Here is a 25,863-nt window from a genome sequence, read left to right as displayed (position 1 = left end):
TGTCGTTAACAGATGCCGTTAACAGATGTCGTTATCCGGCGCGATGCTAGCAATGAGCGCGCTTCAGGGTCAACCAGGACAGGCGCCGCGCAAGTCGGGCCGACGCACGGCGCCGATCCTTCAGCGGGCGGCGGCCAGGTAATCGCCGGTTGAAAGCAGGGTGGCATAGCCGAAGCCCAGCGCCGCCATAAAAGCCGCGTGGACCTGCTTGGCCGGCACGGTCACGCCGTTGAACGTCAGATCAAGCGTCGCACAGGCATCGTGGATGACGGTGGTCTTGTAGCCGAAATCGACCGCGGCACGGGTGATGCCGTCGACGCACATATGGCTCATGGCACCCACCACGATCACTTCCTCGATGCCGTTCCGATCGAAGATCGCCTTCAACTCGGTTTCGCGGAAGGAGTTGATGTAATGCTTCAGCACCACCGCCTCGCCTTCGCGGTTGATGACCTTGGGATGGATCGCGGCACCAGCACTCCCCGGCACGAAGAAGGGCGCGTCGGCGGTCTTGGATTCATGGCGGACATGGACCACGAGATCGCCGCGGGTGCGGGCATCGGCCAACAGCTTGGCCGCGTTGTCGGCGGCTGCATCGGTGCCGCTCAAAGTCCATTTGCCGCCGGGGAAATAATCGTTCTGCAAATCGACGATGACGAGGGCGCGCTGGCTCATGATTGGGTTCCTTCTCGGAGGTTGGGTGGCTGTTCGATGACGAGAAGAATGCCCGTTCGGCGTCCGCCGTGGGATTGGCGGAATTGACATTAAAGATGTCAAAACTGACAATGACGCTGAAACCCCGGAAAAGAGCGGCCCATGACCGGCAAGACCCCGCATCCCCGCATGATCGAGATCGGCCTGGCGCTCTATCCCAAGGCACAACTGGCGGCGATTTACGGCCTTACCGATCTCTTCCAGGTGGCAGGAAGGCTGGCGCGGGGAAAGGGCGGCGCCCAGGCGCCGATCCTGCGGGTCAGTCATTGGCAGGTGGATGACGAGGGACCGGGACCGGAACCGGTCTGCGTGTTCGATTCCCATCCGGGCGCGAGGAACCAACCGGGCTTTATCGTGCTGCCGCCGAGTTTGGGCGCGCCACCTTCCGACGACCTTGCCCGTCGCCTCAAGCCCTGGCTGCTGCGCCAGCACCGGGCGGGAGCCGTGATGAGCTCGGTTTGCGCCGGGGCGTTCCTGCTGGCCGGGAGCGGGCTTTTGAACGGCCGCGCCGCCACCACGCATTGGAGCTATCGCGATGCCCTGGCGGCGCGCTTTCCCGAGCTCCGCGTCGATACCGACAAGCTCGTCATCGATGACGGCGATGTGATTACCGCGGGCGGCCTCATGGCCTGGACCGATCTCGGCCTCCGCCTGGTCGACCGCGTGCTGGGCTCGGCGGCCATGCTGGAGACGGCGCGCTTCCTGCTGGTGGATCCCGCCGGGCGCGAGCAGCGTTTCTATTCAATCTTCGCACCGCAATTGCAGCATGGCGATGCGGCGATCCTCAAGACCCAGCATTGGCTGCAGGCGGAAGGCGCGCGTGAAGTCAGCATCGCCACGATGGCGCGGAAAGCGGGATTGGAGGAACGCACCTTCCTGCGCCGCTTCACCCGCGCCACCGGCATGAAGCCCACGGAATATTGCCAGCATCTCAGGATCGGCAAAGCACGCGAGATGCTGGAGCTCGACAACCGCCCAATCGATCAGGTGGCCTGGGAGGTTGGCTATGCCGATACCGGTGCCTTCCGCAAGGTGTTCATCAAGGTGATGGGCCTCACCCCCGGCGAATACCGGCGCCGCTTCGGCTTGCGCCAGGCGGATGCGACCGCGTGACGCTTCCGAGGCGGGCCACTCTTTGATTGAACATTTTTTCTCGCCCATCTAAAAAAAGACGTGAACTTCATATGGGGGCAATATGTTTTCGCGTCATCTAATCTGCGCCGTCGCCGTGACGGCGGCGCTGGCTCTGTCTGCCTGCTCGGGCGCCAGCAATCAATCCGGCACCAAGATGATCGATGGCAAGGTCTGGGGCTGGTACCAGGAATATCTGCGCGCCATCGCACCGTCCAATCCCGGTGCCTTCGCCGTCTCGGAGGATGGCCACTACTCCTATTACTTCTATTGCCGGGAAATCCAGTGCCTCTCCGGCGGATCCTACAAGCGCGAGGCGCTCAAGGGCTGCCGCAACCTCGCCCGTCAGGAATGCTATATCTTCGGCTTCAAGAGCACGATCGAAGTCAGCTACAAGATCCGCGATTGAGGTGAAAGAGCGGCGGGCAGACCCGCCGCCCTTCATCCATTTACTCAACCTGCGCCGTGATGATCAGATATTCCTGATCGATCTCCGGCAAGGGCTCGTTGGCGATCGCCGCCTCGAAGGCCGCGAGGCGTTTGTAGATCGACATCAATTCCACGATCGTGGTCCAGGAATTGACCAGGAATTGGAACGACGCCTGCACCCGGCCAAAGGCACGCACGGTCTGCTGGATGACACCGAACGATATGCCGCCGGCGATGATGCTGGGGCCAAGAGCGATATAGGCCACCGGCACGCTGGCCTGCAGATAAGCGTATTTGGCGACATTGAAGTAGAGATAGTTGAGGTAGAGGTGGAAGTAGTTCTGCCGCACCCTGGCATATAATTCACGCAGGGTCGGCGGCTGCGCCCGGTCGGCGTGATCTTCACCCAGCACCAATTCCTTGCGGTAAGCAGCCTCGTTGCGCTGATTGATGAAGTAGATCCCCGGCAGCTTGACGCCCACCGCCGCGAGGGCGACGGTGCCGAAGATCGACCACAAGACCGCGACGAAGACCAATGAATGCGGCACTGGACCGATGACGGGCAATTCGGTGACGTGTTTGGAAAGGCCCCAGAGAATGGGCAGGAAGGCGATCAGCGTCATGATTGAATCGATGAAGCTGGTGCCGAGATCCTCGACGATGCGCGCAAAGCGCATAGTGTCGTCCTGCACGCGCTGCGAGGCACCTTCGATGTGCCGGACCTTGGGCCAGAGCGCGGTGTAGCGGTCGTTGAGCGCGGTGCGCCAGCGGAAGACGTAATGGCTGACGAAGAAGTTGAGAACCACGGCGATGGTGATGGCGATGACGGCGATATAGGCGAAGGTCCAGATTTCACCGTAGAAATCGGCATAGGTGATACTGCCGGGTTCGGCGACGGCACGCTGGATGAGATCGTAGAAGCGGCCAAACCATTCATTGATCATCACGTCGACTTCCACCAGATACCAGGTGGCGGCGAGAATGAGGGCGGAGCCGGCAACCGACCAGCGGCGCCAGGGATGCGGCGAACCGAAGAACCAGGCGGCGACAAAAATCGCATAGCTGAGGAAGGTGTATTGGTAGAACCAGATGTTCATCGCCGAATCTTGCGCGGTGGCGAAGGCGGCTTGGGCCGCCTCATCCGCCCCTTCCGCGAGCGGCGTCGGGAAGCTGATTCCGAAGAACTGGCCGAGGCTGAGATGGGCACCCAGATCCTGGCCGAGCGTGAACCAGAAAACGATGCAGGCGAGGGCCCAGACGGCAAAGCTCCCGAAGAAGAGCTTCGGTTTGGGGAAGAAGGAATGGAACACGGGTGGATACTCCCATAAATCGCGCCGGAATTCGGCGCCAGTCTAGGGAGTGCCGCGTTTATGGGAAAGCCCGGGATTCCGGGATAATTGTAACGTTCTGTATCGGTGGCCGCCACGACCCATGAGCAGGATCGTGGCGGCCGATTCATTCCGGCTTAGTGATTGTCGCGCGGAAGACCTTTTTCCTGGGCGATGCGCTGATACTTGATCGCGGGTTTGAGGACCATGCCTTGGTCGAGCTGGTCGACGATGTTGCGCTGGATCTCCTGCCAGGGGGTCTGATGGGCGGGATATTGATAGCCGCCGGCCTTCATGAGGGCCTCGCGGCGCGCCTTCAACTCCGCGGCGTCGACCAGCATGTCGACGCTGCCCTTCTTGAGATCGATGCGGATCCGGTCGCCGGTCTTGACGATGGCAAGGCCCGAATTGACCGCGGCTTCCGGCGAGGCGTTGAGGATCGAGGGTGAACCCGAGGTCCCGGATTGCCGCCCGTCGCCGATGCAAGGCAGCGAGGAGATGCCTTGTTTGATGAGGTAAGCGGGCGGGCGCATGTTGACCACCTCGGCCGCACCGGGATAGCCCACAGGGCCGACGCCCCGGATGATGAGGACCGAGAAGGCGTCGATGCCCAAAGCCGGATCGTCGATGCGGTGGTGGTAATCCTCCGGCCCGTCGAACACCACGGCCTTGCCTTCGAAAGCCTCCGGGTCCTTGGGATTGGAAAGATAGCGTTCGCGGAACTCGTCGGAGATCACGCTCACTTTCATGATGGCGCTGTCGAAGATATTGCCCTTCATGACGACGAAGCCGGCATGTTTCTTCATCGGATTGGCGAAGGTCTTGATGACATTGCCGTCCATGATCTCGGCATCGCGGCAATTGTCGCCGATATTCTTGCCGTTGACGGTGAGCGCATCCTCGTCGATGAGCTTCTGCTTCATCAATTCGGCCACCACGGCGGGCACGCCGCCGGCATGGTGATAATCCTCGCCCAGATATTCACCGGCGGGCTGCAGGTTGACGAGGAGCGGAATGTCGCGGCCGAGATCCTCCCATTCCTGCACCTCGAGCGGCACACCCATATGGCGCGCGATGGCGTTCAAATGCACCGGGGCATTGGTCGAACCGCCGATCGCGGAATTGACCCGGATCGCATTGCGGAAGGCCTTCTTGGTCATGATCTCGGAGGGTTTCAGATCCTCCCACACCATCTCGACGATGCGCTTGCCCGTTTCATAGGCCATCTGCTGGCGCTCGCGATAGGGGGCCGGGATCGAGGCCGAGCCAGGCAATTGCATGCCGAGGGCCTCGGCCAGCGAGTTCATGGTGGTGGCGGTGCCCATGGTGTTGCAATAGCCGGTCGAAGGGGCGGAGGAGGCCACCAATTCGATGAAGCCCTGGTAATCGATCTCGCCCGCCGCCAGCAATTGCCGCGCCTTCCAGACGATGGTGCCGGAACCGGTGCGTTCGCCCTTGTGCCAGCCATTGAGCATGGGGCCCACGGAGAGCGCGATCGCGGGGAGGTTGACGGTGGCCGCCGCCATGAGGCAGGCCGGCGTGGTCTTGTCGCAGCCGATGGTGAGGACGACGCCGTCCAGCGGATAGCCGTAGAGCACTTCGACGAGGCCGAGATAGGCGAGGTTGCGGTCGAGGGACGCCGTCGGGCGCTTGCCGGTTTCTTGAATCGGATGCACCGGGAATTCAATGGCGATGCCGCCCGCGGTGCGGATACCGTCGCGCAGGCGTTCGGCCAGCACGATGTGATGCCGGTTGCAGGGCGAAAGGTCGGAACCGGTCTGGGCGATGCCGATGATCGGCTTGCCCGATTGCAGCTCTTCCCGCGTGAAGCCGTAATTCAGATAGCGCTCGAGATAGAGCGCCGTCATGTCGGCGTTTTCGGGATTGTCGAACCAGGCCCGCGAACGCAGCTTGCGATCGGCGCGCGCGCCACCGATGCCGTAATGTGGGGTCTCTGAACTCATCGCGCGCTGCTCCTATATTTCTTCATGATCTCACTCTTTGGTTTGCGCCGCATCGAGATGCGATTGCAGCGCGGCCGTGCGATTGCGGCGGCCGGATTCGATAACGTCGGTCATGGCCCTTGCGGCGGCCGAGGCATCGCCGGCGGCGATCGCCTCGACGATGGCGCCGTGCTCGCGGGCCGAGGCGACGAGGCGGCTTTCATCCGCGATGGGTGCGGTTTCGGCGAAGGTCACCACCAAAGCGGCCTCGATGATGGCACCCACCGCGCGCATGAAAGGATTGCCGGAAGCGGCGGCGATTTCGAGGTGGAGGGCAAGGTCCACCTCGGCGAAGCTCGCTTTGGTATGGCCGGGACGGGCGAAGGAATCGATGATGGCACGCAGCCGTTCAACCTGGGCGTCGGTGCGGCGCAAGGCGGCCAAGGCTGCCGCGGCTGGTTCCACGGCGAGGCGGATCTCGTAGAGGGAATTCAGGAAGCGGACATCCATGCCGAGCTCGACCCGCCACGAAAGCAGATCGGAATCGAACATGTTCCAATCGACCTGGTTGCGCACCTTGGTGCCGACCCGGGTCTTGGAAACGACCAGGCCCTTGGCAGCGAGGGTCTTCAGCACTTCGCGGAGCACGGTCCGCGACACGCCGAAGCGCGCCATCAGATCGGCCTCGCCCGGCAGCAGGGCGCCTTCCGGGAATTCGCCCGAGATGATCGAGAGGCCCATGGCGCGCACGACCTGTTCCTGGCCCATGCGCGTCCCGCCCAGCCGGGACGTGCCCAGTGGTGGACGGGCGCCGGCCAAGCGGGCTTGCGGCGCCCGGACGGCACGGTTGCGGTTCTGGTCGGCGATCATGCTGGCTGCTCCCTGACTCCGGCAGCGCGGCGCGCCGACAGACAAGCCGGAATTCTAAGCAGCGGGAGGAAGGCGAACAAGGGCAGGCCCATCGCGCCAAGCGCCGGGCCTATCGCGCCACGCGCATTGGCGGCCGGAAGCTGCCTCGTCGGCGCCCTCGAGCTCATGCGTTTCTCCCGTGTGAGACCGCCGGATCACAGCCTCGGTCGGGCCGTTTCCTGAGCCGGCGGATGCACGAATCCATGCCATAGGCGCGGGAGATTTGGAAGATAAATTGTCATACAATATGATTTATTGCGGTCGCGAAGAGCGTTCGCGGGTGCGGTAAGGTCGGACTCAGGTTGCCGTCCCCTCCTCTTCCTGCGCCGCTTCCGCCGGCTGGCCCCAATTTATAAGCCCCTCGAGAAATTCACGTTCTTCCGGCCGAAGCTGGCTGCGGCGAGAAAATCCCCACTCGTCGGGCCCGTTGTCCTCGTATGACCGCAGCCGTGCAGCCGCAACATCTCGAATCGTTTGCAGTTCGGTGGCGTCGAGCCCATCCATCGTCAAGATCATGCCTTCGTAATGATCGCCCATGAAATCGTCGCCGAAGGCTTCTGTCAGTTCTTCCTCGCATTGCTGGATCCACCACCAGTGATCAATCACAGCCTCCGCCAAGTTCTTCATTCGACCACCCCTTTTGATAGAATATCTTTCTATTAAAGCACGAGAAGACAATCAATCAGCTCGTGGTGGCTTGTGGGAGCGCGGCAAAGGATCTAACGGCGTTCGACACGAAAAAGGGCGCGCCGCTACTGGCGCGCCCTTTCCCATCTTTGTCGGATCTTACTTCTGGATGCAGGTGTCGACCGTATCTTTCGTGCATTCGTCGAGCCCGGTGAAGACCGGATCTTCGACCTTCTTGCCTTCGATGAGGTCAATCATCACCGAGGGGGCCTTGTAGCCCATTTCGAACGGACGCTGGCCGACCAGGGCGGTCACCAGGCCTTCGCGGGCGATCGCCACTTCGTCGCCGATCGTGTCGGCGGCGGAGATCACGAAATCGCCGCTGGCGATCCGGTCGGCCAGTGGCTTGAACAGATCGCGATAGGGCTGCGGCGCGCCGAAGAGCGGCCAGCCGCCTTCGATCGCGAAGGCATCGAGATCCGGGTTGGCGGCGAGGATGTCGGTCATCGCCTGGACGCCCTTGGCACCGTCGTCATTGGTGAAGACCGGGCAGCCGTCAACTTCCGTCCAGCCACCTTCGCCCTTCAAGGCCGGGAGACCTTTCTGCCCACTCAAGGCATCGCGCGTGCCCTGGGCGCGGCGCAGAATGTTGTCGGCGCCGGGATTGCCCTGGATCGTGCAGACAGTGCCGCCATTGGGCTTCTTCTCCTTGATGTATTCGCCGATGCGATAACCCATCAGGTAATTGTCGGTGCCGAGATAGGTCATGCGCAGGGCCGAATCCTCGGCGGCGAGGTCAGCATCCACGGTCATGATCGGAATCGTGGCACCCGAGGTCTTGATCGTCTGGGCGATCAGTTTGGCGTTCGAGGGCGAAATCGCCATGGCGACGGTGTCGGGCTTGCCGAGCATGTCCTGGACGATCTGTGCTTCGCCCGCTTCATCGGAGGTCGAGGCCGGACCGGTATAGAAGCACTCATATTCGGAATCGGGGTTTTCCTTGTTCCACTTCTGGCAGCCTTGATTGATGGCTTCGAAGAAGGGGTTGTCGAGGCCCTTCACCACGATGACCAGCTGCTTCTTGGCCAGAGCCGGGCTGGCACTGAGGGCCAGAGCGGCGGCGGCGACCAATATCGACAATGTTTTCATTCATTCCTCCCATTGAGACAGACGTAGAATTCTTTTCACCACGCAAGACAGAGGCGAGTCCTTCGCCCTGCAGCCCGGCAGAACCGGTCAGCGGCGTATCGTTGCGGCGTATCGTTGTTGTCGTCCTGATCGGTATGGCAAAGCAGCCGTCGTTGAACCGGCCGCAGCACTCCCTCCCTTTCTTTCCGGTCTCGTCCACGCTTGGCGTGTGACGCCCCTGCTTGAAGCACGGAGCTTGGGCCGGAATTATTTTCTTCTCCCGCGATTAGGTAATAACGACGGTTTACGACCGTCAACAGTTTTGTCGTACAAAAGAAATCTTTTGTACGACAATATTAACGATTGAGGTGTTTGAGGGGTTTGCAGCGCAGCAACACGGGAGACCCACGGGAGATCGTTGACGCCCGTGATCGAGTTTGAATAGAGTTGCGCCGCTGTCATGCAGAATCGTGCGGCCAGAATCGCGCGGCGAAGATCAGCCCGAAAAAATACGAGCGCATAGCAGCAGAGACCGATCTAACAATAGATGCCAAGCCGGGAGAAACCGGCAGCTTGCTCGGGGAGGGCGAAGATCGCGTGCCGGTTCTTGAACTTGAGAATATCTCAAAACATTTCGGGGCCATTCAGGCCGTCAATGATGTGTCCTTCTCGCTCGAAGCCGGCGAAGTCGTCGGCCTCATGGGCGATAACGGTGCCGGGAAATCAACCCTCGTCAAAATGATCGCGGGCAATTTCCGCCCCAGCCACGGCAGCATGCGCATGGACGGTGCCGAGCTGGTCATGCATCGCCCGGTGGAAGCGCGGCGTCACGGCATCGAGATCGTGCACCAGGATTTGGCCCTCTGCGACAATCTCACAGCCGCCGCCAATGTCTTTCTGGGGCGCGAATTGCGCCGCGGCATCGGGCCTTTCAGTATTCTCGATTATGCCGCCATGTACCGGCGCGCCGGGCAGATCTTCGCCGAGCTGAAATCGGAAACCCGGCCGCGCGATCTGGTGAAGCAGATGTCGGGCGGGCAGCGCCAGGCCGTCGCCATCGCGCGCACGCGCCTCACCGATGCCAAGATCGTGCTGATGGATGAGCCCACCGCCGCCATTTCCGTGCGGCAGGTGGCCGAGGTGCTCAATCTCATCCGCCGCCTGCGCGACCATGGCATCGCGGTGGCGCTCATCAGCCATCGCATGCCGGACGTCTTCGACGTCGCCGACCGCGTCATCGTGATGCGGCGCGGCCGGAAAGTCGCCGACAAGCGCATCGCCGAAAGCTCGCCGGAGGAAGTAACCGGCCTCATTACCGGCGCCATCGAAACCGCATGAGCAGCGCCGACATGCCCAGCACGGATAAAGCAAGCAAGCCCATGGCCAATACGCTCGACCAGCCGATCGCCTACAAACAGCAGAGCCGGATCGCCGCGCTCGTCGCCAACCAGACCTTCTGGGTCTTCATCGCGGTCGTGCTGGCCTGTCTCTATCTCTCCGTCACCACGGATTCCTTCGCGACCACGAAGAATCTCTACAACATCACGCGCAATGTCACCTTCGTCGCCATTATCGCCTTGGGCATGACGTTGGTGATCATCAGCGGCGGGATCGATCTTTCGGTGGGATCGGTTTTGTGTCTGTGCAGCATGGTGCTGGCGGTGACGATGCATGCCGGCTACAGCATCGAGATCGGCATCGCCGCAGCCATCGGCACGGCTTTGGTGGTGGGTGCCTTCAACGGAATTCTCATCGCCTATCTCGGCTTTCCACCCTTCGTCGTGACCTTGGGCATGCTCTCGGTCGCGCGCAGCCTTGCCATGGTGGCCTCGAACAACACGGTCGTATTCGAATTCGGCCCGGATCATGACAAGCTGCTGGCCCTGGGTGGCGGCGCCTGGCTGTTCGGCATCGCCAACCCAGTCCTTTATATGCTGGTGCTGGCGCTCCTCACCGGCTTCGTGCTGCGCTGGACGCGGTTCGGCCGCCATGTCTATGCGATCGGCGGCAATGAGCATGCGGCGACCCTCACCGGTGTGCCGGTGAAACCGATCAAGGTCGCGGTCTATATGATCTCGGCCCTCTCGGCGGGCATTGCCGGGATCATCCAGACCGGCTGGCTGGGGGCGGTCACCACCAATATCGGCGCCGGCATGGAATTGCAGGTGATCGCCGCCGCGGTCATCGGCGGTGCCGATCTCGCCGGCGGCGTCGGCACGGCGATCGGCGCCCTCATCGGCGCGGCCCTCATCGAGGTGATCCGCAACTCGCTCGGCCTCCTCGGCATCAATGCCTTCTGGCAGGGGGCCTTCATCGGCGGCGCCATCATCCTCGCCGTCCTCTTCGACCGCATCCGCAACTTCCGCCGCGACGATTAGAAACGGCTATTGCATGTCGGGGTTGAGGGTGATGTCGACCTTGCCGACCGTGGTGTTCATAGCCTGCAGCACACCACGTTCCATCGAGCGCGGTTTCGGTCGCGACGAGGAACTGCTATTTAGTGCGGATTACAACGGTGAGCCTGTACAGAGCAAACAGTGACATAGAGAAAAAGGCAGCGATCGTGACGCCGTAGATGCTCAGCCTGAATATCGGCACGATAAAGAACAGCAGGTTTACAATGATGGTGGACCAACTGTGGGCGGCGAGCAGGCCGATCAGTACCGAAAGCGCGCGCCAAAGAAATATGGTCAGCCCGCCACGACCCAGCTCCGCCACAAATTGGCTGCGGCGTACCAAGAGATATCCAGCCCATGCCAGAGCGCTCAGAACTGTCACGTCATTGAGAACAAGAATTTCGGCATAAAACTTGAAGTCGGCGCCATCAAAATCGGGCCCGGCAAAAAGGAACCTTAGCGCCAAGCTCGCTGCAAGCTGTGCGACGGCGCAAAGGGTAAGCAAGCCTCCCATGCATCTGTCGATCAAATGCAATCGCCGGGCAAAGGCGAGGCGCAAGGTACAGACAGTGCCAAGAACGGCAACAGCATCAAACGCCAGATATCCTACCCACCGAACTGCGTTGCGTTGCCAGGCACCAACATAGGTTTCCGGCAGCAGATCCCTGAGACCGAATGCCAGCGCCGCCGCATTCAGCACGCAGCAGCCCGCCAGGAATAGCCAGAGTGAAGACTGTAACTGATGCGCAGAGGCATCGACAGGATCGGCCGGTTTCCCTATCGCCAAACCAATGCACAGCAACCCCAGAGCACCAATCGCATATGTGGCGCTCTCCGGCAGAAGCCAGAGAAACTCGCCATCGAGAGCGAACAGACCCGCAATCAGACGGTAAATGCTTTCACGCGTGATACTGAGCGATATCGCCGCAATCACCGAGAAAATCAGTACGCCAATGAGGCCAAAAGAGAGGAGCGCCCGATTTTTAACGAAATAGGGGGTGAACATTTGTGATTCCAGCCGGACAGTCGGCGGGAACATGCCAGAACTTGCTGCAACCGACAACTAAATGGTGCTTTTCTTTGCGCAGGGCGCTTGCTGCAATGACCCGTTCTCACTGCATGTCGGGGTCGAGGGGATAGATCGGGCGGCGGACGTTTTTGAAGACGAGCTGGCTGTAATCCGAGGTGCAGACGCCCACACCTTCGCATTCGACGATGCCCTTGGCGAGGTCCTGGAAGCCGGCGCGGAAATGGACCCGGCTTTTCAGCATCAAATATTTCTTGCGCGTGGGATCGATGCCCAGACTCATCAGGGTCTCGATGTCATAGGGCTCGACATGGTTCGAGATGAGGACGATGTCGACCTTGCCGGTATCCAGCACCACGCTCATCCCCATGTCGTGGAGGACACCGCGTTCCATCGGGCCCCGGTTGCGGAACTTGCCGTCGGAGATGAGCTTGACGCGGCCGCTGACGACCAGCGGCTCGCCTTTCGCTTTCACGCTGGGAAGGTCGTTCCAGCCGCCGATCGGCAGGGTCACCTGAGCGCCGATGCCGGCAGCGACCAGTTTCAGCACGGCGGCAGGATCGTGGATGGCGAAGGCCGCCACATCCTCGAGCCCGCTGGCGAGGATCGCGCGCAACACGCGGGTCGTGTCCATGGTGCCGCCCGAGGCGCAATTGTCGTAGTGATCGAGCAGGATCACCGGGCCATGGCCATCGCCAGCAGCAATTTCCTGCGCGCGGGCCAGTGATTTTTCGATCGGTTCGGGCTGATAGACGAAAGCGGCGCGGTCGCGCCAGGCCATGTCGAGAAGCTCGTCGCGAAGCTTCTGCGCCAATGCGGGATCGTTGTCGGTGACCACGATGGCGGAGAGGCCGGCATGGGAGACGTCGGCATGGGGAAACCCGGCGAAGACGGTGGCGAGCAAGGCCTCGCCTTTCGCTTCCATTTCGCGGGCGCGGGCCTGGATCTCGCGGTTCGGGAAGGCATGGGTGCCCTGGCGCATGACATGGGGCAGCATCGGCCGGTTGCCCCAGGCCTTGACCGGCGTGACCTCGCCCTTCATGGCGCGCATCAGCACATTCGCGGCCCGTGCCCCCGTCTCGTAGACATCGACATGGGGATAGGTGCTGTAGCCAGCGAGCACGGTCGCATTCTCGACCATCGCCGGAAAAAGATTGGTGTGCATGTCGAGCGAGACGGCGATGGGCGTATCGGGCGCGATTCCGCGGATGCGCGCGAGGAGCGTGCCTTCGCCATCCTCGCATTCCTCGGTCACCATGGCACCGTGAAGATCGAGGAAGATCGCGTCGCAACCCGCCTCGATCGCCCCGCAGATCTTGTCGGTGATGTGACGGTAGGCTGAAGAGGCGACCGGGCCGCTGGGGCTGGCATTGGCAGCGATGGGGATGACGAGTTCGGCCCCCTCGCGCTCGGCGATGTCGATGAAGGCGGCAAGTGCGGCGCCGGTCCCGCGATAGGCGTCATAGGCGGCACGGCCTTCGAGCGGCGTCTCGGCGCGACCGGAGAAACGGCGCAAGGGGGTCGGCACCGGCGAGAAGGTGTTGGTTTCGTGCTTCATCTGGGCGGCGACGATGCGCATGTTCCGATTCCGATCTATTCAGTTGAGACGTGATGGGTTGCTGCCATTTCGATATGCGAATAATATTTCGATATGCGAAAGAGTGGATTGAAGAAAGCGGCGCCCGAAAAGGCCGCCAAAAGGAAGAAACCCGCAGCGCGCAGCGAGCGGGTGAATTCCCTGGCGCGCGGCCTCGAGGTGTTGCTGGCCTTCGGGCGCCAGGGCGAGCCGATGACCATCACCGACATGGCGCTGGCAACCGGCATGCCGGCGGCGGCGGCGCGGCGCATGCTGCTGACGCTCACCGATCTCGGCTATGTCGAGCAGCGCGGCAAGAGGTTTCAAATCGGCGTGAGAGTGCTGGATCTCGGCTATGCCTATCTCGCCTCGATGCCGCTGTGGCAGATCGTGCAGCCGGTGACCGAGCGCATCAGCCAGCAATTCGACGTCGCCAGCAGCGCCGCCGTGCTGGACGGCACCGATATCGTGCTGGTGGTGCGCGCCAACAACCGGCAGCCGAGTTCGGTGCTGGTCAGCACGGGGACGCGCCAGCCCGCCCATGTAACGGCGATGGGTCGCGTGCTGCTGGCGCATCAGGAACCTGCCATGCTGGAGCGGATTCTGGACCGCGTCGCCTTCACCGCCTTCACCCCGCAATCGGTCAAGGACCGGCGGCAATTGGAGAAGATTCTCGCCGAGGTGCGGCGCCAGGATTACGCCATCGTCGATGAGGAGATGGAATTCGGCCTGCGCGCAATCGCCGTCCCCTTGCGCAACCGGCGCGGCGAGGTGGTGGCGGCTCTTAATGCGGCCGGACACAAGAAGCTGCTGGATCTGAAGACGCTCGAAGCCGAGATCCTGCCGGCGATGATTGAAGCCGCGCGGCAGATATCGGCGCATATCGGTTCCTGATCCCCGCTTAAACCAGGCCATTGATCCGGTCGCGCAAGGCGGCAGACCAGGTCGTCAGGCTGGCAACCGGCCGCCAGAAGCGGTGGAAGCGGATCGGCTGCAGGGGTGTCACCGGAAAGGCAAGTTCGTCCGGCGCGGCACCCCCGAGGCGCAAGGCAAGCTCGCGGCCCATCACGGTCGCCAGCGCAATGCCGCGCCCGGTATATCCCAATGCTGCCAGGAGGCCCGGCGCCAGTTCATGAATATGGGGCAAATGATCGTCGCTGACCGCGACCTGCCCGCACCAATGATGCGTCCAGCAGACATTCTTCAAATCCGGATAGAGGCCGAGCGCGCAAGCGACGAGATGACGATAATGCGCGGGATCGGCGGTTTCGCGCTGCACCCCGGGACCGCCCATCAGCAAGCGCCCCTGCGCATCGATCCGCCAATACATGACGCGCCAGGAGCTTTCATAGGCCACCTGCCGGCCCGGAAGAATGCGCGCGCGCAAGGGCGACGGCAAAGGTTCGGTGGCGGCGATGGCGCTGAAGAAGGGCACCACCGAGCGCCTGACACCCGGCCAGAGATCGTCGCTATAGCCATTGGTGGCGAGCACGACGCGGTCGGCCAGCACACGGCCCGCCGCCGTCTCGACCAGCCAGGCACCGTTGCCCGATGGCGTCAAGCGCTGGACCTTGCTCTTGCCATGGAGCCGCGCACCAGCTCGGGCAGCAGCGGCCGCGAGGCCGCGTGCATAGCCGAGTGGATTGACGCTGCCGCCGCGGCGGTCGAGCACGCCCAGCGGATAATTCGCGGTGCCCAGCCCGACCTGGAGGGCCGTTCCTTCCAACCGGTCGAGCGTGACCCCTTCCTTGGCCCAATCGGCGATGGTGCCCGCGATCATCGCCGCTTCGGATTCCCGGCGCACGACACGGATGGTGCCGTTCCGCGCCGCCTCGCATTCGATGCCGTGGCGCCGGATGAGATCGAAGACGTAAGCCGGCGCCTCGCCGGCCAAGCGCACCAGCCGCCCGCCCGCCGCGCGGCCGAATTTTTCATAGGCCTCGCCAGGTTCGATCTTGAGGCCGGGATTGACCTGGCCGCCATTGCGCCCCGAGGCCCCCCGGGCGAGCGGTCCCGCTTCCAGCAGCAGGCAATCGGTCCCCGCCTCGGCCAGATGCAAGGCGGTGGAAAGGCCGGTATAGCCGCCGCCGATGATGGCGACCGCCGCCCGCGTATCACCGTTGAGCGGCGGCGCGTCGGGGGCCGGCGGCGCGGTGAGGACATAGGTGGTGGCGGGATAAGCAGGCGACGCTTTGGGCATAGAGGATACCAATTTTTCGCAGAGCGAATTTTTATGCGTTATTCGAATGATACGGAGGGCCAGGTGGGGAAGTCAAACGGCGCCCTGCGCGGGCTCGCTCCCACGGCCGGCTCCCGCGGTCGGCTCCCCCCGGCCCGCAGGACCGGAATCTCAAAATTGGCGCGCCGCTTGCTTGCCAAGGGACAGTGCCGGCATGCAAGGCAGCGACGAGACTGAGTCAAGACCGGGAGGAATCCTTGAATATCAACAGCATATTGAGTTTGCAGGGTCAGGGCCTCAGCGTCTCGACCGGCAAAAGTGAACAGCTGAAGAAGGATCCCAGGGAGGAATTTCTTGCCTATATGGAAAAATCGCCGGCCGAGCGCATGGCGGATGCCTGGCTGAAGGCCCACGGCCTGTCGGAGGAGGATCTGAAGGCGATGGATCCGGCCAAGCGCGAAGCCATCGAAAAGCAGATGGCCGAGGACATCAAGCGCGAGATGCAGGAAGAGGCGCAGAAGCGCGCCCTCAAACAGGCCAACAACAAGACCCTCCCCATGGCGAGCTTCCTGGTGGTGGCGGGCGAACAGAGCTAGGCCGGGCGGGAAAAACGGCGGGGCGGGGATTGACGGCGACACCGCCCGTCTCCCCGCTGCGTCATCCGGACACACACACCATCTCATTTCGTCGAAACACAGCGAGACCGTTCTCACGCGCATTGCCGATGACGACGCGCTTCTCCAGGCGATCTTCGATCTGGATCACGCCACCAACGACCGACTGTGCGCGGAAAACGATCTGCGGCCCGGCATCGGCCTGGCCGAGCGGTGGAAACCTCGATCGCCGAGGTGGGGTTTCCACAAGCGCGTCGAGCTCGCGGAAGTCTCATAGGGGAAACCGGTTTCCGTCACCTATGACGATTACCTCGCCGATTTCGCCGGCAGCTTCCACGATCTCCGCGGGGCGGCCGACTTCGCCGCCTGCCTCGATCCCGGTGATTACAGTGCTTCGCAAGAACTGGCGCAGCACCTGCTCGAGGCCGGATCGCTCGGCGTCCTCTATCCCAGCGTCCGCCATCGTGGCGGTACCTGCATCGCCTGCTTCCGCCCGCCCTCGTGGGCAATGTCCGCAAGGACACGACCTATCGCGTCACGTTCGAGGGTATCGCGAAGGCGGTGGTGGAAAAGGTGGAGTAGGAGAGTGGCGTCTCAACTGGGAAACTGGCATCAGCTAGGCTCTTGCTCCCGAAACCTTCCGCCAATTCAGGGCGAGGAGATTGGTCTGGCTGACGATCTCGCCAATCAAACGCATTACGTCACTGATTTCCTCGGTAGAGGCGGCGAGTTCGTTCGTCGTTTCGCCAGCGCGTTCAACTTCTCCCGCGACGTCGCCGGCTGCGCGCGACCACTCTCCCACCTGCCGACTGATTTCCGAGATCGAGGCAGAAAGCTATTCGGATGCGGTAGCGACCGTGGTGACACTCAACGAAGCCTCGGCAGTAGCAACTATTTACACTTGCAAGACTTCTGACCCGACGACATTCGGCGCGAATTGCGCATTGGCCTACAGTTCCACGACTGAGGCGGAGACCGCGTGCACGACACCCTTAACCCAAGCCTCGAAGAAACTGGCAAGCTTCAGCGGCCGCGTCAGCGCGTTCATAGCCATATCGCCCGAAGATCATCTTGAAAGATGGTGCAGGAACATAGCGCCTCTTCATGGATGAATGCCGCTATGCATGTCGCCGAGAGAAGAGACTAGAATGCAACAAAATGCTGCATGATTATTTCCACATCTATTAGCAGTTGCAAATTTACCATTATTTGATAGTATGCTTACTCTTGGTTTAGTTACGCGGAATGTTGGCAGCCATTTAGGATTGTTAGCATGGAGCGTCCCGAGCATACACATCTCAACTTAGGAACCGTGGCAGCGTGTACGATCTTGCTGTCTGCCTTTGTATCTGCGGCCCAAGCACTGAGCGCAGATGAGAACCTTTACCGGAACCATTGTGCGATGTGCCACTCTCTGAACCAGGGAAGGCATCAGATGGGGCCATCGCTCTACGGAATTATTGGGCGTACTGCCGGTACCATTTCCGGGTTTGCATCGTCAGCCTCTTATGTTGAAGCGGGTCAGAACGGCGTTGTCTGGAACGCAGAGACCCTCAACGCATTTCTCGAGCGGCCGTCTACATTTCTTGGCCAGCGAGCCTCGCCCCCAATCACAAACAAAATGCCCATTCGTATTCAAAATGTCGAAACCCGGGCGCGCATCATCAAGTTCTTAATCCACCAACAGAACGATGGGGGATAACAATGAGGTACCGACTGACTGCAGCCGCTGTATTTATTGCAGGATTTGCGAGTCAATCGCTAGCGGGGCCGGATGTCATCGTCGGGTTTATCGACGGTGGGCGCCAATTCTCGGTGTTGCCGGACGGCGAGCTGGCGATTACCGCAGGAACCAATTCTTGCAATGCAGGAGATCAGGCCCTCAATTGGATGGCACTCCCCGATACAAATCATCCGGTGATCTCTCTCAATATGTATCAGGAAAAAGACGGGCACTTCAGGCAACTTGCGGCAACCTGGGTCAAGCACGGTTTCTATGCAACGAATGAATCGGATTGTGCGGCCGTTGCGGGAATTCCCGCTTGTACTCCAGCGAATGTCGGCAACGCACTGGGGCCAGGTTGCTCCGATCTCTATGGAGACGCCCTCAACTCCAGTCCTGAGTATTTAGGCCCCCGTAGCCGGATCAATCCATCAACAGGATCATTTGAAAGCACTGACGCAACAAAGCCACTTCCGGGGAGCCCGGTCATCCGCGACGAAGAGAAAATCATGGTAGTCGATGCCGCAACGCTTTCAGATCCAGGCGCACGCTACTTCATCGAGGCTCAATATATTACTGCAGACGACGCTGCTGCCGGCAACGCCCGCAACAACGTAACTTTTAGAGAGTTTGCCCCTCACGATGGCTCTGCCATGTTTTTTGCTCGGTATCTAGGTCCCGAAGTGCGAGGCGAGCCAGCACTTACAGCATGGCAGGGAGCATTGATCAGCGAGCGATCCAGTAAAGAAGGTGCGGCTTCGGTCACCGTAATAGCGGCTTCAAAGACGGTTGCCCTTCCCGAGGGCGGATTTCGATATAATTATACGCTCTATAATATGAACAGTGATCGTGGCCTCCGATCCTTCCGGATTGACGGGGCGACGGGTATAAGTGATGCCTCTTTTTCGGCTGCACTTGCCCGCGGTGAGCCATGGGAGACGGCGCCTTGGGCTGGAACCCAGAATGAGAGTAACTTTGTCTGGGCCACCCAGCCATTTACGGCCAATGACAAAGCCAATGCCTTACGCTGGGGTAATATGTACTCATTTTCATTTGTTTCGAACAAGGCGCCCGTGAAGGGCACGGCTATCGTCGAAAAATACAAGCCAGGGGCAGACGGCGATTCAAACCAAGAAACGTTTGAGGTCTTCGCCCCCTCCAGCGATGCTGACTAACGCGACAGTCTTTGTAGCCATACGAGTGACGCAATGCCGAACATAGCTATTGTCTGGTCCTTACTAACTGCCACAATTGGAGTAGGATTTTTTTGGCAGCCCAGCGTGGCGAAGGCGCAGACGGTTGCGCTGATCGAGATCAGATCCAGCCCTCAAACCGACGATGATTTCTTATGCTGGTCACCTGTGCCTGCTCGCGCAAAGCTGTCGCAACCAAGCTCGACTGATCTTCCCGTGACTCTGCGTAGCGCTGGTGTTGGCCCCTCCGCAGGCGTCGTGGGTTTCATGGTCAGTCCTTCGCCCGTCACGCGCGCCAATTACGCGCCGGAGAACGAGTTACAGATTGTTCTCAAAGCAGACGGTAGCTGGACAGAGTTCTATCTGATGGGTCTCAAAGCCTCAGATGGAAATAAGGACATTGCTGTTCGAGCCGAGGTGCCCGACGGCACAGCGATCGGTCAAACGATGACCATGGTGCGCGTTCGAAAGAATGCTGAGCAATTGTCGCATCGAGAACGCAACAATTTCCTGTCAGCATTAGCTCAATGGAAAATTATGCCTGGTTTGGCGCGACCAACACGTTTTGAGGACTTCTTCACTACGCACGGGGATGCCTTCTCACACGGTATACATTCTGCTTTTGGTACCAAGCCAAGTAATTTCCTGCCGTGGCATCGGGCGTTCCTTTTAAATTTTGAACGTGAATTGCAGTTCATCGATCCAACGGTCTCCCTCCCGTACTGGAAATTTGACGAGCCTTCCCCCCGCCTTTTCAATGCGGACTTTTTGGGGGCGAAAGTACTTGGATCAAACGAAGTCGATCTCGCTGCAACAAACCCAATCAGGGGCTGGTCTTCGCCCTCAGGCCAACTTTTAACGCGTGCGCGTGCAGCCGACACTTTAGCCCCAATTGCTACAGACGTTTTGCCGGCACTTGCCTGCTCCATGCATGGTTGCCCTGATGTATTCCGCCAGACTACCGATACATTCGAGATGAACTATCACAACGGCGCCCACGGCTTTATCCAAGGCTGGCTGGGTGGGGCGACCTCACCGCGAGACCCACTTTTCTTCCTGTTACATGCAAACGTCGATCGCGGGTGGGCGCATTGGCAGCAGGCTCGCGACAGGTATGACAGCGCTAGCAATCGGTCCTACTCGCCTGAGGGAGTTTACCCTGGGTCAGTACAAGGTGGGATGAGAGAAGGATTGTACGCCAACGATGAGATGTGGCCATGGAGTCAAAAACAGGGAAATTGGGGAACACCTAACGAGCCCGACGATGACTGGTTACCCTATCGCTTCTCCTTTCCCCCTGCGCTTGGACTGCCCCTGTCCGGGACAGATTACCCTACTCCCGCAAAAATGATCGACTATATGGGTGTTTTTCGCGGTGCTGATCTTGGATTCTGCTATGATGACCTACATTATATGAGTGGCGGTTCGTCCGGTGTCATTGCAGGAGAGCAGTGATGGAAAAGAGACTTTTTTCCGTTATATGGCTATCCGCTATATGGCTAACTGCGTTGTGGCCCCCTGTTGCTACAGCGGAGGAAATAGACTTTGATAGCGTGCCTGCAGAATTGCGGGACAGCTATGAAGCGCAGAAGGCAGAGATAGAAGCCTTGATTGAGAGAATCAAGGACGAGGGTCTTTCGGGCAACGTTCGTGCCGAGGAACTCGCCAATTTGCAACTGCAATTTCCATACTTGAGCCTGCCTGTCGCGAGTTCGGTAGCTCTGACCGAGTCCGAGCCACTCCAGTTGACTGCCACTCGAATATTAGTTGGCTCAGTGGTTATGATGAACCACGCGGCCAATGCTGATCATCAGATGCACAAACAATTCGCCGCGACTATGGACATCCTTGCACAGATAGTCGAGCGAGGCTCGCCAAGCGCGCGCAGCCTTGCTGCCGAAGCTGGCGCAAGCCTAGGTGACAAAGGAATTCTTGGCGAAATTGAAAACCAAAACAGCAAAGGTGTTTTTAACGATGCAGACACGGTGGGCTACTTTACCTTGGCTGATCCGGAACTTGCCGCCATTTACGTTGACAAGTACTTGAACAGCGAGAGTGTGGCGGCGCAGAAACAGGCGATCGCTTATTTAGGCTCGTTGACAGATTACCAAAATACCATTCGTCAGGACTACTTATTCGATTCCAGGAAGCCCACTGAGTTGCAAGCGGCGGCTGCGAGAGTTCTCGCTCGGACGGATGCGGATTTCGCTTTATACTCTGACAAGGTTATAAAGCGCGATGACACGCCTATAGAGGTCGTGGATGCAATCATTCGTGGTTCGATAGAAAATAAGAAGAACCCCGTTGATGCAGAGCAGATTTCAAAATACGAAACTATTTTGCAAGACTATTCCAAAGCAAACCCAGACGTCGACATTCAAGAACTGAATGCCATTCAGAAGAAAATTCAAACATTACAGTGATCTTGCGCCGAACCGTGCAAGATGCTGCGTGCGGCGACCCAGCCAACTTAAAATAGCGCCTAGAGGGCTAGATCGACAAAGCTTTGGCGTCCCCGAGAGGATTCGAACCTCCGACCTGCGGTTTAGGAAACCGATGCTCTATCCTGCTGAGCTACGGGGACGTTGCCAGTTCTTATAGCAATGCCGCCGCTTTAAGGCAAAATGGGTTTGAAGGCAAAGGGGTTGGGGCCGTGGGCCTTGCCGGGCAGGAGGAATGGCGATGCGGGATCTGGCTTTGGCCAAGGTCTATCAATTGCTGGAGCCGGGGCCGGTCGTCTTGCTGACCACGTCCCGGAAGACCAAGGGTCAGGATCGGGCCAATGTCATGACCATGTCCTGGCACATGATGGTCGAGTTCGAGCCGCCGCTGGTGGCCTGCATCGTGAGCGGGGCCAATCACAGTTTCGCGGCTTTGCGCGCCACCAAGGAATGCGTGATCGCGATACCGGCGGCGAAGCTGGCGCAAAAAGTGGTCAAGGTGGGGAATGCCACGGGTGCCGAAACCGACAAATTCGCGGCCTTCGGCCTCACCCCTTTGCCGGCCGAACAGGTGGCTGCCCCCCTGATCGCGGAATGCTTCGCCAATCTCGAATGCCGGGTCGTGGATACGCGGCTGACCAACCGCTACAACATGTTCATCCTGGAAGTGGTGAAGGCCTGGCGCGATCCGCGGCAGAAGAATCCGCGCAGCCTCCATCATCAAGGCTATGGCAGATTCGCCGTCGATGGGCGGATACTCAAGCTGGCGTCGAAGATGCGTTAAGCGAGACCGCTCAGCGCGCGGCCATCAGGGCCGAGAGCGATTGCTTCTGCCGGGTTCCGTCGAAATTCTCCGGCGCCAGCCAGGCCTCGTAGACGGCGCGGATCTTCGGCCAGTCGCGATCGGTGATGGCGAACCAGGCGGTGTCGCGGTTGCGCCCCTTATAGATCGTGGCCTGGCGGAAGATGCCCTCGAACGTGAAGCCGAGGCGCTGGGCTGCTGCCCGCGAGGGCGCATTGAGGGCATCGCATTTCCATTCATAGCGGCGATAGCCGAGCTCGTCGAAGACGCGGCGCATCAGGAGATACATGGCCTCGGTCGCCCCGGCCGTCTTCTGCAGGACGGGAGCATAGGCGATATGGCCGGTCTCGATCACACCCAGGCCCGCATCGATGCGCAGATAGCTGGCAACACCCTGGGCCTGGCCGCTTGGCCGGTCGATGATGGCATGGAAGAAGGGATCGGTGCGCGGCGCCATGTCCGCCGCCCAGGCGCGGTAGGCGGAGAGATCGGCAAAGGGGCCATAGGGCATGTAGGTCCACATGCGGCCGTCATCGGCGCTGTTGGCGGCAAAAAGCTGGTCGGCATGGCGGGCGGGATCGAGCCGCTCGATCCGCACGAAGCGCCCGTCGATGGGATCCGCCGGCGGCTGGGGGCGGGGCTGCCAATCCGGCACGTCGAAGCCGATCGGCTGGCCGAAAGCGTTGATCCTCTGAGTCATCCGGGTCACATCCCCCTTTTGCGGCCGCTTTCGACCGATTTGGGCGCCGGACCTTAACTTGCCGGCCAAACCCAGGCAATCGGCGATCGGCGGCCGATGCGCGCAGGGTACCCGATTGTGAAGTGCGTCACTTGTGGCCCGCCGGGGCATCGGCTACTTGGTAATCAAAGTGACTTTTCGCGGGGAACAGCGATCATGCGTGCGAACATCCAGTCGACAGCGTTGCATCCGAGCCGCGGCGGCACCGCGCACCGACTGACGAAATTCGGCCTCGGCGCCGCCTTGGCCGGTATCTTGCTTTCGGCCTGCGCCCAGCCGCGCATTCCGGCGCCGGTGGCCGGTGCCAGCCCACTGGAAATCAGCCAGGCTACCGAGGATGCCTTGCAGGAATACCTGGCCCTCATCGCCCCCAACCGGCGCGGCGCCTTTGCCGTCAGCGTCGACGGCAACAACTCCTATGCCTATTACTGCCCGGAGATCAGTTGCCAGAGCAATCTGTTCGGCGGCGTCGCCACAGCGCAATGCGAGGGCCTGAGCGGGATGGAATGCGTGCTGCTCTATGCCTCGCGGGAGCCCAAGATCGCCTATAGCGTCGCCGGCGATGCGGGTGTCGCCGGCAAGCATAGCGTGCGCCGGGGCCGGCCGCTGGACGAACTCAGCATCTTCAACCGCGACTGAACACGCTAGTTGTTGAAGCGGCCGAGCTGGCGGCGCTGCCTGAAGACGAGATCGCTGATCGCCGCATCGGGCGCCGCCGTGAGCACCGGTTCCGGCGCACCGGTCAGCAGCAGATTGACGCTGCGGTCATAGGCGGCCGGATCGAGCTGGCCGACGAGGCCGTCCTTCTGGACCGCCAGGGCGGCATTGACCGCCCCCAGGGCCCGCCGCAGCACCGCCGGATCGATTCCCTCGTTTTCCGGCAGGGCGGCCAGCATTTTTGTCGCCGCCGCGGGATCGGCGGCGGCGGCCTGCCAGCCGCGACCCAGAGCGGCCAGAAAGCGCGCGAAGAGATCGATCCGCGCCGGATCGGCGAGATCGCCGCCGCGGGCATAAAGGCCATCCTCCAGCACGCCGAGGCCGAGATCCTCATAGGAATAGGTGACGAGTGCCGCCTGCTGGTCGCCCATCGGGGCCAGTTGCAGGGGCGCCTGATAGCTGGTGGTGGTCATGCAATCCACCTCGCCGGCGAGAAACATCTCGGCATCCAGGCTTTGCCGGAGGACCGTGACGCCACCGCCGCTGGCGAAATAGCTGAGGCCGAGGCGGTTGAGCCAGGCATAGAACGAACTTTCCCAGCCACCCATCCAGACGCCGATATTCTCGCCCGCGAGCTTGCCCGGCTGATCGACATCCGGCCGGCAGACCAGAGAGAGCGTCGCCCGCTGAAAGATCTGGGCCACATGCACGACATCGGCGGTCTCGGCGCGGGCACGCAGGGCCGAAGGCAGGATGTCGATGGCGAGATCGGCATTGCCGTCGGCCACGGCCGCCACCGGCGCCTCTTCGGGAATGTGGCCCCGAAGAACGAGATCGATGCCGGCCGAGGTGAAATAGCCCCGCTCCACCGCCAGGAGCAGCCCGGCATAACGCAAGGAGGGTCCACCGGGCAGTTGCACGGTCAGTTCGTGGAGCTCGGCCTGCGCCAGTTGTTCGGGGGCTAATTGTTCGGGGGCTAATTGTCGGGGAGTTGATTGTGCAAAAGCGGGCAGCGCAGGGAGGTTGAGGGCGGTGACGATGAGGGCAAAAAGAAGGCCTTGGAAATATCGCGGCATGTCACGCGTGCTGCTGTTGTTGTGACCGGCGAGGCCGGCTTTTCGGTTTTGGGGCAAGGCGGCCGGGCTTGCGTCCGGCCGGTGTTCAGATTACAGGCGATGGAACCGGATGCAAAAGCGCAATCGGCAGCGTCTGACGAAGAAGGAAACAGGTCGTGAGCCTCGAGAGGATGGCCCCGGCGCAGATTCAGGCCCAGATTCAGGCCCGGGCTGCCGATGCCGGCGAGATACATACCGTCGAGATGCATACGGGGGGCGAACCGGTGCGCATCGTGACCGCCGGCTATCCCGCCATTCCCGGCCGCAATATCCTGGAGAAGCGGCGTCATGCCCGCGACCATCTGGATCAGTATCGCCGCCGCCTGATGTTCGAGCCGCGCGGCCATTACGACATGTATGGCGTGCTGCCGGTGGAGCCCGACCATCCGGATGCCGACATGGCGGTGCTGTTCATCCATAACGAAGGCTACAGCACGATGTGCGGCCATGCCACCATCGCGCTTGGCCGCTATGCCCTCGATCAAGGCCTGATCAAACCCGGCCCGGACGGCCGCGCGAAACTCAATCTGCAATGCCCCTGCGGCCTGGTCGAAGTCACCGTGATCGCCGACGGCCCCTATCGCGGCCGGGTCAGCTTCGTGAGCGTGCCGGCCTTCGCCTTCGCGCTCGACAAAACCGTCGAGGTGCAGGGCTACGGTGAGGTGACACTCGATATCGGCTATGGCGGTGCCTTCTATGCGATCCTGCCGGCGGCCCAGTTCGGCCTCGACGTGCGCGGTTCGCGCACGCGGGATCTGGTGGCCGCCGCCAGCGCGGTCACCGAAGCGGTGAAGGCGCAAATACCGCTCGACCATCCGGACGATGCCGATCTTGCCTTTCTCTACGGCACGATCCTCACAGATGGCGGCGATGGCAAACACACGCCCAGCGCCAATGTCTGCGTCTTCGCCGCCGCGGAGGTCGATCGATCGCCCACCGGCAGCGGTGTCACCGCGCGCCTGGCCCTGATGGCGGCGCGGCGGGAAATCGCGGAAGGCGAATGGCGGCAATTCGAAAGTGTCACCGGTGCGGTGTTCGACGGGCGCATCGCCGCGCATCTCAAGACCGGCCGCTTCCAGGCGATCCGGGCCGAAGTGGCGGGGCATGCCTATTATACCGGACGCGCCATCTTCACCTGCGAAGATGGCGATCCCCTGAAAGACGGATTCCTGCTGAAATGAAAACTGACGTA

General features: G+C 61.0%; 24 protein-coding genes, 1 tRNA gene and 1 pseudogene. 14 read left to right on the top strand and 12 right to left on the bottom strand.

The genetic code is table 11. The features are described from left to right. Positions 1-120: 120 nt before the first annotated feature. A complete protein-coding gene (locus ACE3PR_RS08470; RefSeq protein ID WP_374370508.1) occupies positions 121-675 on the bottom strand; it encodes a cysteine hydrolase family protein in 555 nt (184 codons plus the stop codon). Between the two features lie 141 nt (positions 676-816). Between ACE3PR_RS08470 and ACE3PR_RS08465 the strand changes: the two genes are divergently transcribed. Next, the gene (locus ACE3PR_RS08465) at positions 817-1,827 is read left to right on the top strand and encodes a GlxA family transcriptional regulator (protein WP_374370505.1); all 1,011 of its coding nucleotides are present in this window, start codon (positions 817-819) and stop codon (positions 1,825-1,827) included. Positions 1,828-1,909: 82 nt separating this feature from the next. Further along, the gene (locus tag ACE3PR_RS08460) at positions 1,910-2,254 is read left to right on the top strand and encodes a hypothetical protein (RefSeq protein WP_374370502.1); all 345 of its coding nucleotides are present in this window, start codon (positions 1,910-1,912) and stop codon (positions 2,252-2,254) included. 40 nt (positions 2,255-2,294) lie between these two features. Here the strand turns inward: ACE3PR_RS08460 and sbmA are convergent, their stop codons facing one another. From sbmA to ACE3PR_RS08435, 5 genes are all read right to left on the bottom strand, one after another. After that, positions 2,295-3,584, bottom strand: coding sequence for a peptide antibiotic transporter SbmA (sbmA, locus tag ACE3PR_RS08455; protein WP_374370499.1), 1,290 nt, complete (start codon positions 3,582-3,584; stop codon positions 2,295-2,297). A 155-nt stretch (positions 3,585-3,739) separates the two neighbouring features. Then, complete coding sequence (locus tag ACE3PR_RS08450) at positions 3,740-5,566, bottom strand: IlvD/Edd family dehydratase (RefSeq protein WP_374370496.1); 1,827 nt, start codon at positions 5,564-5,566, stop codon at positions 3,740-3,742. 30 nt (positions 5,567-5,596) lie between these two features. Continuing rightward, complete coding sequence (locus tag ACE3PR_RS08445) at positions 5,597-6,415, bottom strand: FadR/GntR family transcriptional regulator (protein WP_374370493.1); 819 nt, start codon at positions 6,413-6,415, stop codon at positions 5,597-5,599. Between the two features lie 336 nt (positions 6,416-6,751). Further along, on the bottom strand, positions 6,752-7,081 hold the full coding sequence (locus ACE3PR_RS08440) for a hypothetical protein (RefSeq protein ID WP_374370490.1): 330 nt from the start codon (positions 7,079-7,081) through the stop codon (positions 6,752-6,754). 159 nt (positions 7,082-7,240) lie between these two features. After that, positions 7,241-8,230: a sugar-binding protein gene (locus ACE3PR_RS08435; protein ID WP_374370487.1), complete on the bottom strand. Its 990-nt coding sequence runs from the start codon at positions 8,228-8,230 to the stop codon at positions 7,241-7,243. Between the two features lie 576 nt (positions 8,231-8,806). Here ACE3PR_RS08435 and ACE3PR_RS08430 point away from each other — a divergent pair. Both ACE3PR_RS08430 and ACE3PR_RS08425 read left to right on the top strand, forming a co-directional pair. Then, the gene (locus ACE3PR_RS08430; protein WP_374370484.1) at positions 8,807-9,547 is read left to right on the top strand and encodes an ATP-binding cassette domain-containing protein; all 741 of its coding nucleotides are present in this window, start codon (positions 8,807-8,809) and stop codon (positions 9,545-9,547) included. Further along, positions 9,544-10,587 (top strand): ABC transporter permease, encoded by a 1,044-nt coding sequence (locus ACE3PR_RS08425; RefSeq protein ID WP_374370481.1) that lies wholly within the window; start codon positions 9,544-9,546, stop codon positions 10,585-10,587. Before ACE3PR_RS08430 ends, ACE3PR_RS08425 begins: the two co-directional genes overlap by 4 nt. Positions 10,588-10,702: 115 nt before the next feature. Here ACE3PR_RS08425 and ACE3PR_RS08420 read toward each other — a convergent pair whose 3' ends face one another. Further along, positions 10,703-11,611, bottom strand: a complete 909-nt coding sequence (locus ACE3PR_RS08420) for a hypothetical protein (protein WP_374370478.1) — start codon at positions 11,609-11,611, stop codon at positions 10,703-10,705. A 106-nt stretch (positions 11,612-11,717) separates the two neighbouring features. Next, positions 11,718-13,211, bottom strand: a complete 1,494-nt coding sequence (locus ACE3PR_RS08415; protein ID WP_374370475.1) for a M81 family metallopeptidase — start codon at positions 13,209-13,211, stop codon at positions 11,718-11,720. 72 nt (positions 13,212-13,283) lie between these two features. On the opposite strand from ACE3PR_RS08415, the gene ACE3PR_RS08410 reads away from it, so the two are divergent. After that, positions 13,284-14,102: an IclR family transcriptional regulator C-terminal domain-containing protein gene (locus tag ACE3PR_RS08410; RefSeq protein ID WP_374370472.1), complete on the top strand. Its 819-nt coding sequence runs from the start codon at positions 13,284-13,286 to the stop codon at positions 14,100-14,102. 7 nt (positions 14,103-14,109) lie between these two features. Here ACE3PR_RS08410 and ACE3PR_RS08405 read toward each other — a convergent pair whose 3' ends face one another. After that, complete coding sequence (locus ACE3PR_RS08405; protein WP_374370469.1) at positions 14,110-15,408, bottom strand: NAD(P)/FAD-dependent oxidoreductase; 1,299 nt, start codon at positions 15,406-15,408, stop codon at positions 14,110-14,112. Positions 15,409-15,644: 236 nt separating this feature from the next. Here ACE3PR_RS08405 and ACE3PR_RS08400 point away from each other — a divergent pair, with 236 nt between their 5' ends. The 6 genes and pseudogenes from ACE3PR_RS08400 to ACE3PR_RS08375 all read left to right on the top strand — a co-directional run bounded on the left by ACE3PR_RS08400 (position 15,645) and on the right by ACE3PR_RS08375 (position 21,340). Further along, a complete protein-coding gene (locus tag ACE3PR_RS08400) occupies positions 15,645-15,983 on the top strand; it encodes a hypothetical protein (RefSeq protein ID WP_374370466.1) in 339 nt (112 codons plus the stop codon). Between the two features lie 367 nt (positions 15,984-16,350). Continuing rightward, positions 16,351-16,917: pseudogene (locus ACE3PR_RS08395) on the top strand (RES family NAD+ phosphorylase); the annotation flags it as partial. Between the two features lie 357 nt (positions 16,918-17,274). After that, the gene (locus ACE3PR_RS08390) at positions 17,275-17,703 is read left to right on the top strand and encodes a cytochrome c family protein (protein WP_374370463.1); all 429 of its coding nucleotides are present in this window, start codon (positions 17,275-17,277) and stop codon (positions 17,701-17,703) included. Positions 17,704-17,705: 2 nt separating this feature from the next. Beyond that, entirely contained in the window at positions 17,706-18,899 is a 1,194-nt protein-coding gene (locus ACE3PR_RS08385; RefSeq protein WP_374370460.1) for a hypothetical protein, read from the top strand. Between the two features lie 105 nt (positions 18,900-19,004). Next, positions 19,005-20,372, top strand: coding sequence for a tyrosinase family protein (locus ACE3PR_RS08380; protein ID WP_374370457.1), 1,368 nt, complete (start codon positions 19,005-19,007; stop codon positions 20,370-20,372). Further along, on the top strand, positions 20,372-21,340 hold the full coding sequence (locus tag ACE3PR_RS08375) for a hypothetical protein (protein WP_374370454.1): 969 nt from the start codon (positions 20,372-20,374) through the stop codon (positions 21,338-21,340). Before ACE3PR_RS08380 ends, ACE3PR_RS08375 begins: the two co-directional genes overlap by 1 nt. Positions 21,341-21,424: 84 nt before the next feature. On the opposite strand, the gene ACE3PR_RS08370 is transcribed toward ACE3PR_RS08375, so the two are convergent. Further along, positions 21,425-21,501, bottom strand: a tRNA-Arg gene (locus ACE3PR_RS08370). A 92-nt stretch (positions 21,502-21,593) separates the two neighbouring features. Between ACE3PR_RS08370 and ACE3PR_RS08365 the strand changes: the two genes are divergently transcribed. Beyond that, the gene (locus tag ACE3PR_RS08365) at positions 21,594-22,142 is read left to right on the top strand and encodes a flavin reductase family protein (RefSeq protein ID WP_374370451.1); all 549 of its coding nucleotides are present in this window, start codon (positions 21,594-21,596) and stop codon (positions 22,140-22,142) included. A 10-nt stretch (positions 22,143-22,152) separates the two neighbouring features. Here the strand turns inward: ACE3PR_RS08365 and ACE3PR_RS08360 are convergent, their stop codons facing one another. After that, the gene (locus ACE3PR_RS08360) at positions 22,153-22,860 is read right to left on the bottom strand and encodes a GNAT family N-acetyltransferase (protein ID WP_374370448.1); all 708 of its coding nucleotides are present in this window, start codon (positions 22,858-22,860) and stop codon (positions 22,153-22,155) included. A gap of 195 nt (positions 22,861-23,055) precedes the next feature. On the opposite strand from ACE3PR_RS08360, the gene ACE3PR_RS08355 reads away from it, so the two are divergent. Beyond that, positions 23,056-23,538, top strand: coding sequence for a hypothetical protein (locus tag ACE3PR_RS08355; protein ID WP_374370445.1), 483 nt, complete (start codon positions 23,056-23,058; stop codon positions 23,536-23,538). Positions 23,539-23,543: 5 nt separating this feature from the next. Here ACE3PR_RS08355 and ACE3PR_RS08350 read toward each other — a convergent pair whose 3' ends face one another. Further along, positions 23,544-24,632, bottom strand: coding sequence for an ABC transporter substrate-binding protein (locus ACE3PR_RS08350; RefSeq protein ID WP_374370442.1), 1,089 nt, complete (start codon positions 24,630-24,632; stop codon positions 23,544-23,546). 155 nt (positions 24,633-24,787) lie between these two features. Here ACE3PR_RS08350 and ACE3PR_RS08345 point away from each other — a divergent pair, with 155 nt between their 5' ends. After that, positions 24,788-25,852, top strand: coding sequence for a proline racemase family protein (locus ACE3PR_RS08345; RefSeq protein WP_374370439.1), 1,065 nt, complete (start codon positions 24,788-24,790; stop codon positions 25,850-25,852). Positions 25,853-25,863: the final 11 nt, after the last annotated feature.

The organism is Dongia sp. (assembly GCF_041909655.1).
Classification (GTDB): Bacteria; Pseudomonadota; Alphaproteobacteria; order Dongiales; family Dongiaceae; genus Dongia.
The sequence above is the reverse complement of the archived record's forward strand: the minus strand, read 5'-3'. Positions and strand labels throughout refer to the sequence as shown.

Coding starts and splice junctions, on each gene's coding strand:
- ACE3PR_RS08470 (WP_374370508.1), bottom strand. CDS start 675: ATGAGCCAGCGCGCCCTCGTCATCGTCGATTTGCAGAACGATTATTTC.
- ACE3PR_RS08465 (WP_374370505.1), top strand. CDS start 817: ATGACCGGCAAGACCCCGCATCCCCGCATGATCGAGATCGGCCTGGCG.
- ACE3PR_RS08460 (WP_374370502.1), top strand. CDS start 1,910: ATGTTTTCGCGTCATCTAATCTGCGCCGTCGCCGTGACGGCGGCGCTG.
- ACE3PR_RS08450 (WP_374370496.1), bottom strand. CDS start 5,566: ATGAGTTCAGAGACCCCACATTACGGCATCGGTGGCGCGCGCGCCGAT.
- ACE3PR_RS08445 (WP_374370493.1), bottom strand. CDS start 6,415: ATGATCGCCGACCAGAACCGCAACCGTGCCGTCCGGGCGCCGCAAGCC.
- ACE3PR_RS08440 (WP_374370490.1), bottom strand. CDS start 7,081: ATGAAGAACTTGGCGGAGGCTGTGATTGATCACTGGTGGTGGATCCAG.
- ACE3PR_RS08435 (WP_374370487.1), bottom strand. CDS start 8,230: ATGAAAACATTGTCGATATTGGTCGCCGCCGCCGCTCTGGCCCTCAGT.
- ACE3PR_RS08425 (WP_374370481.1), top strand. CDS start 9,544: ATGAGCAGCGCCGACATGCCCAGCACGGATAAAGCAAGCAAGCCCATG.
- ACE3PR_RS08420 (WP_374370478.1), bottom strand. CDS start 11,611: ATGTTCACCCCCTATTTCGTTAAAAATCGGGCGCTCCTCTCTTTTGGC.
- ACE3PR_RS08415 (WP_374370475.1), bottom strand. CDS start 13,211: ATGCGCATCGTCGCCGCCCAGATGAAGCACGAAACCAACACCTTCTCG.
- ACE3PR_RS08410 (WP_374370472.1), top strand. CDS start 13,284: ATGCGAAAGAGTGGATTGAAGAAAGCGGCGCCCGAAAAGGCCGCCAAA.
- ACE3PR_RS08405 (WP_374370469.1), bottom strand. CDS start 15,408: ATGCCCAAAGCGTCGCCTGCTTATCCCGCCACCACCTATGTCCTCACC.
- ACE3PR_RS08390 (WP_374370463.1), top strand. CDS start 17,275: ATGGAGCGTCCCGAGCATACACATCTCAACTTAGGAACCGTGGCAGCG.
- ACE3PR_RS08385 (WP_374370460.1), top strand. CDS start 17,706: ATGAGGTACCGACTGACTGCAGCCGCTGTATTTATTGCAGGATTTGCG.
- ACE3PR_RS08375 (WP_374370454.1), top strand. CDS start 20,372: ATGGAAAAGAGACTTTTTTCCGTTATATGGCTATCCGCTATATGGCTA.
- ACE3PR_RS08365 (WP_374370451.1), top strand. CDS start 21,594: ATGGCGATGCGGGATCTGGCTTTGGCCAAGGTCTATCAATTGCTGGAG.
- ACE3PR_RS08360 (WP_374370448.1), bottom strand. CDS start 22,860: ATGACTCAGAGGATCAACGCTTTCGGCCAGCCGATCGGCTTCGACGTG.
- ACE3PR_RS08355 (WP_374370445.1), top strand. CDS start 23,056: ATGCGTGCGAACATCCAGTCGACAGCGTTGCATCCGAGCCGCGGCGGC.
- ACE3PR_RS08350 (WP_374370442.1), bottom strand. CDS start 24,632: ATGCCGCGATATTTCCAAGGCCTTCTTTTTGCCCTCATCGTCACCGCC.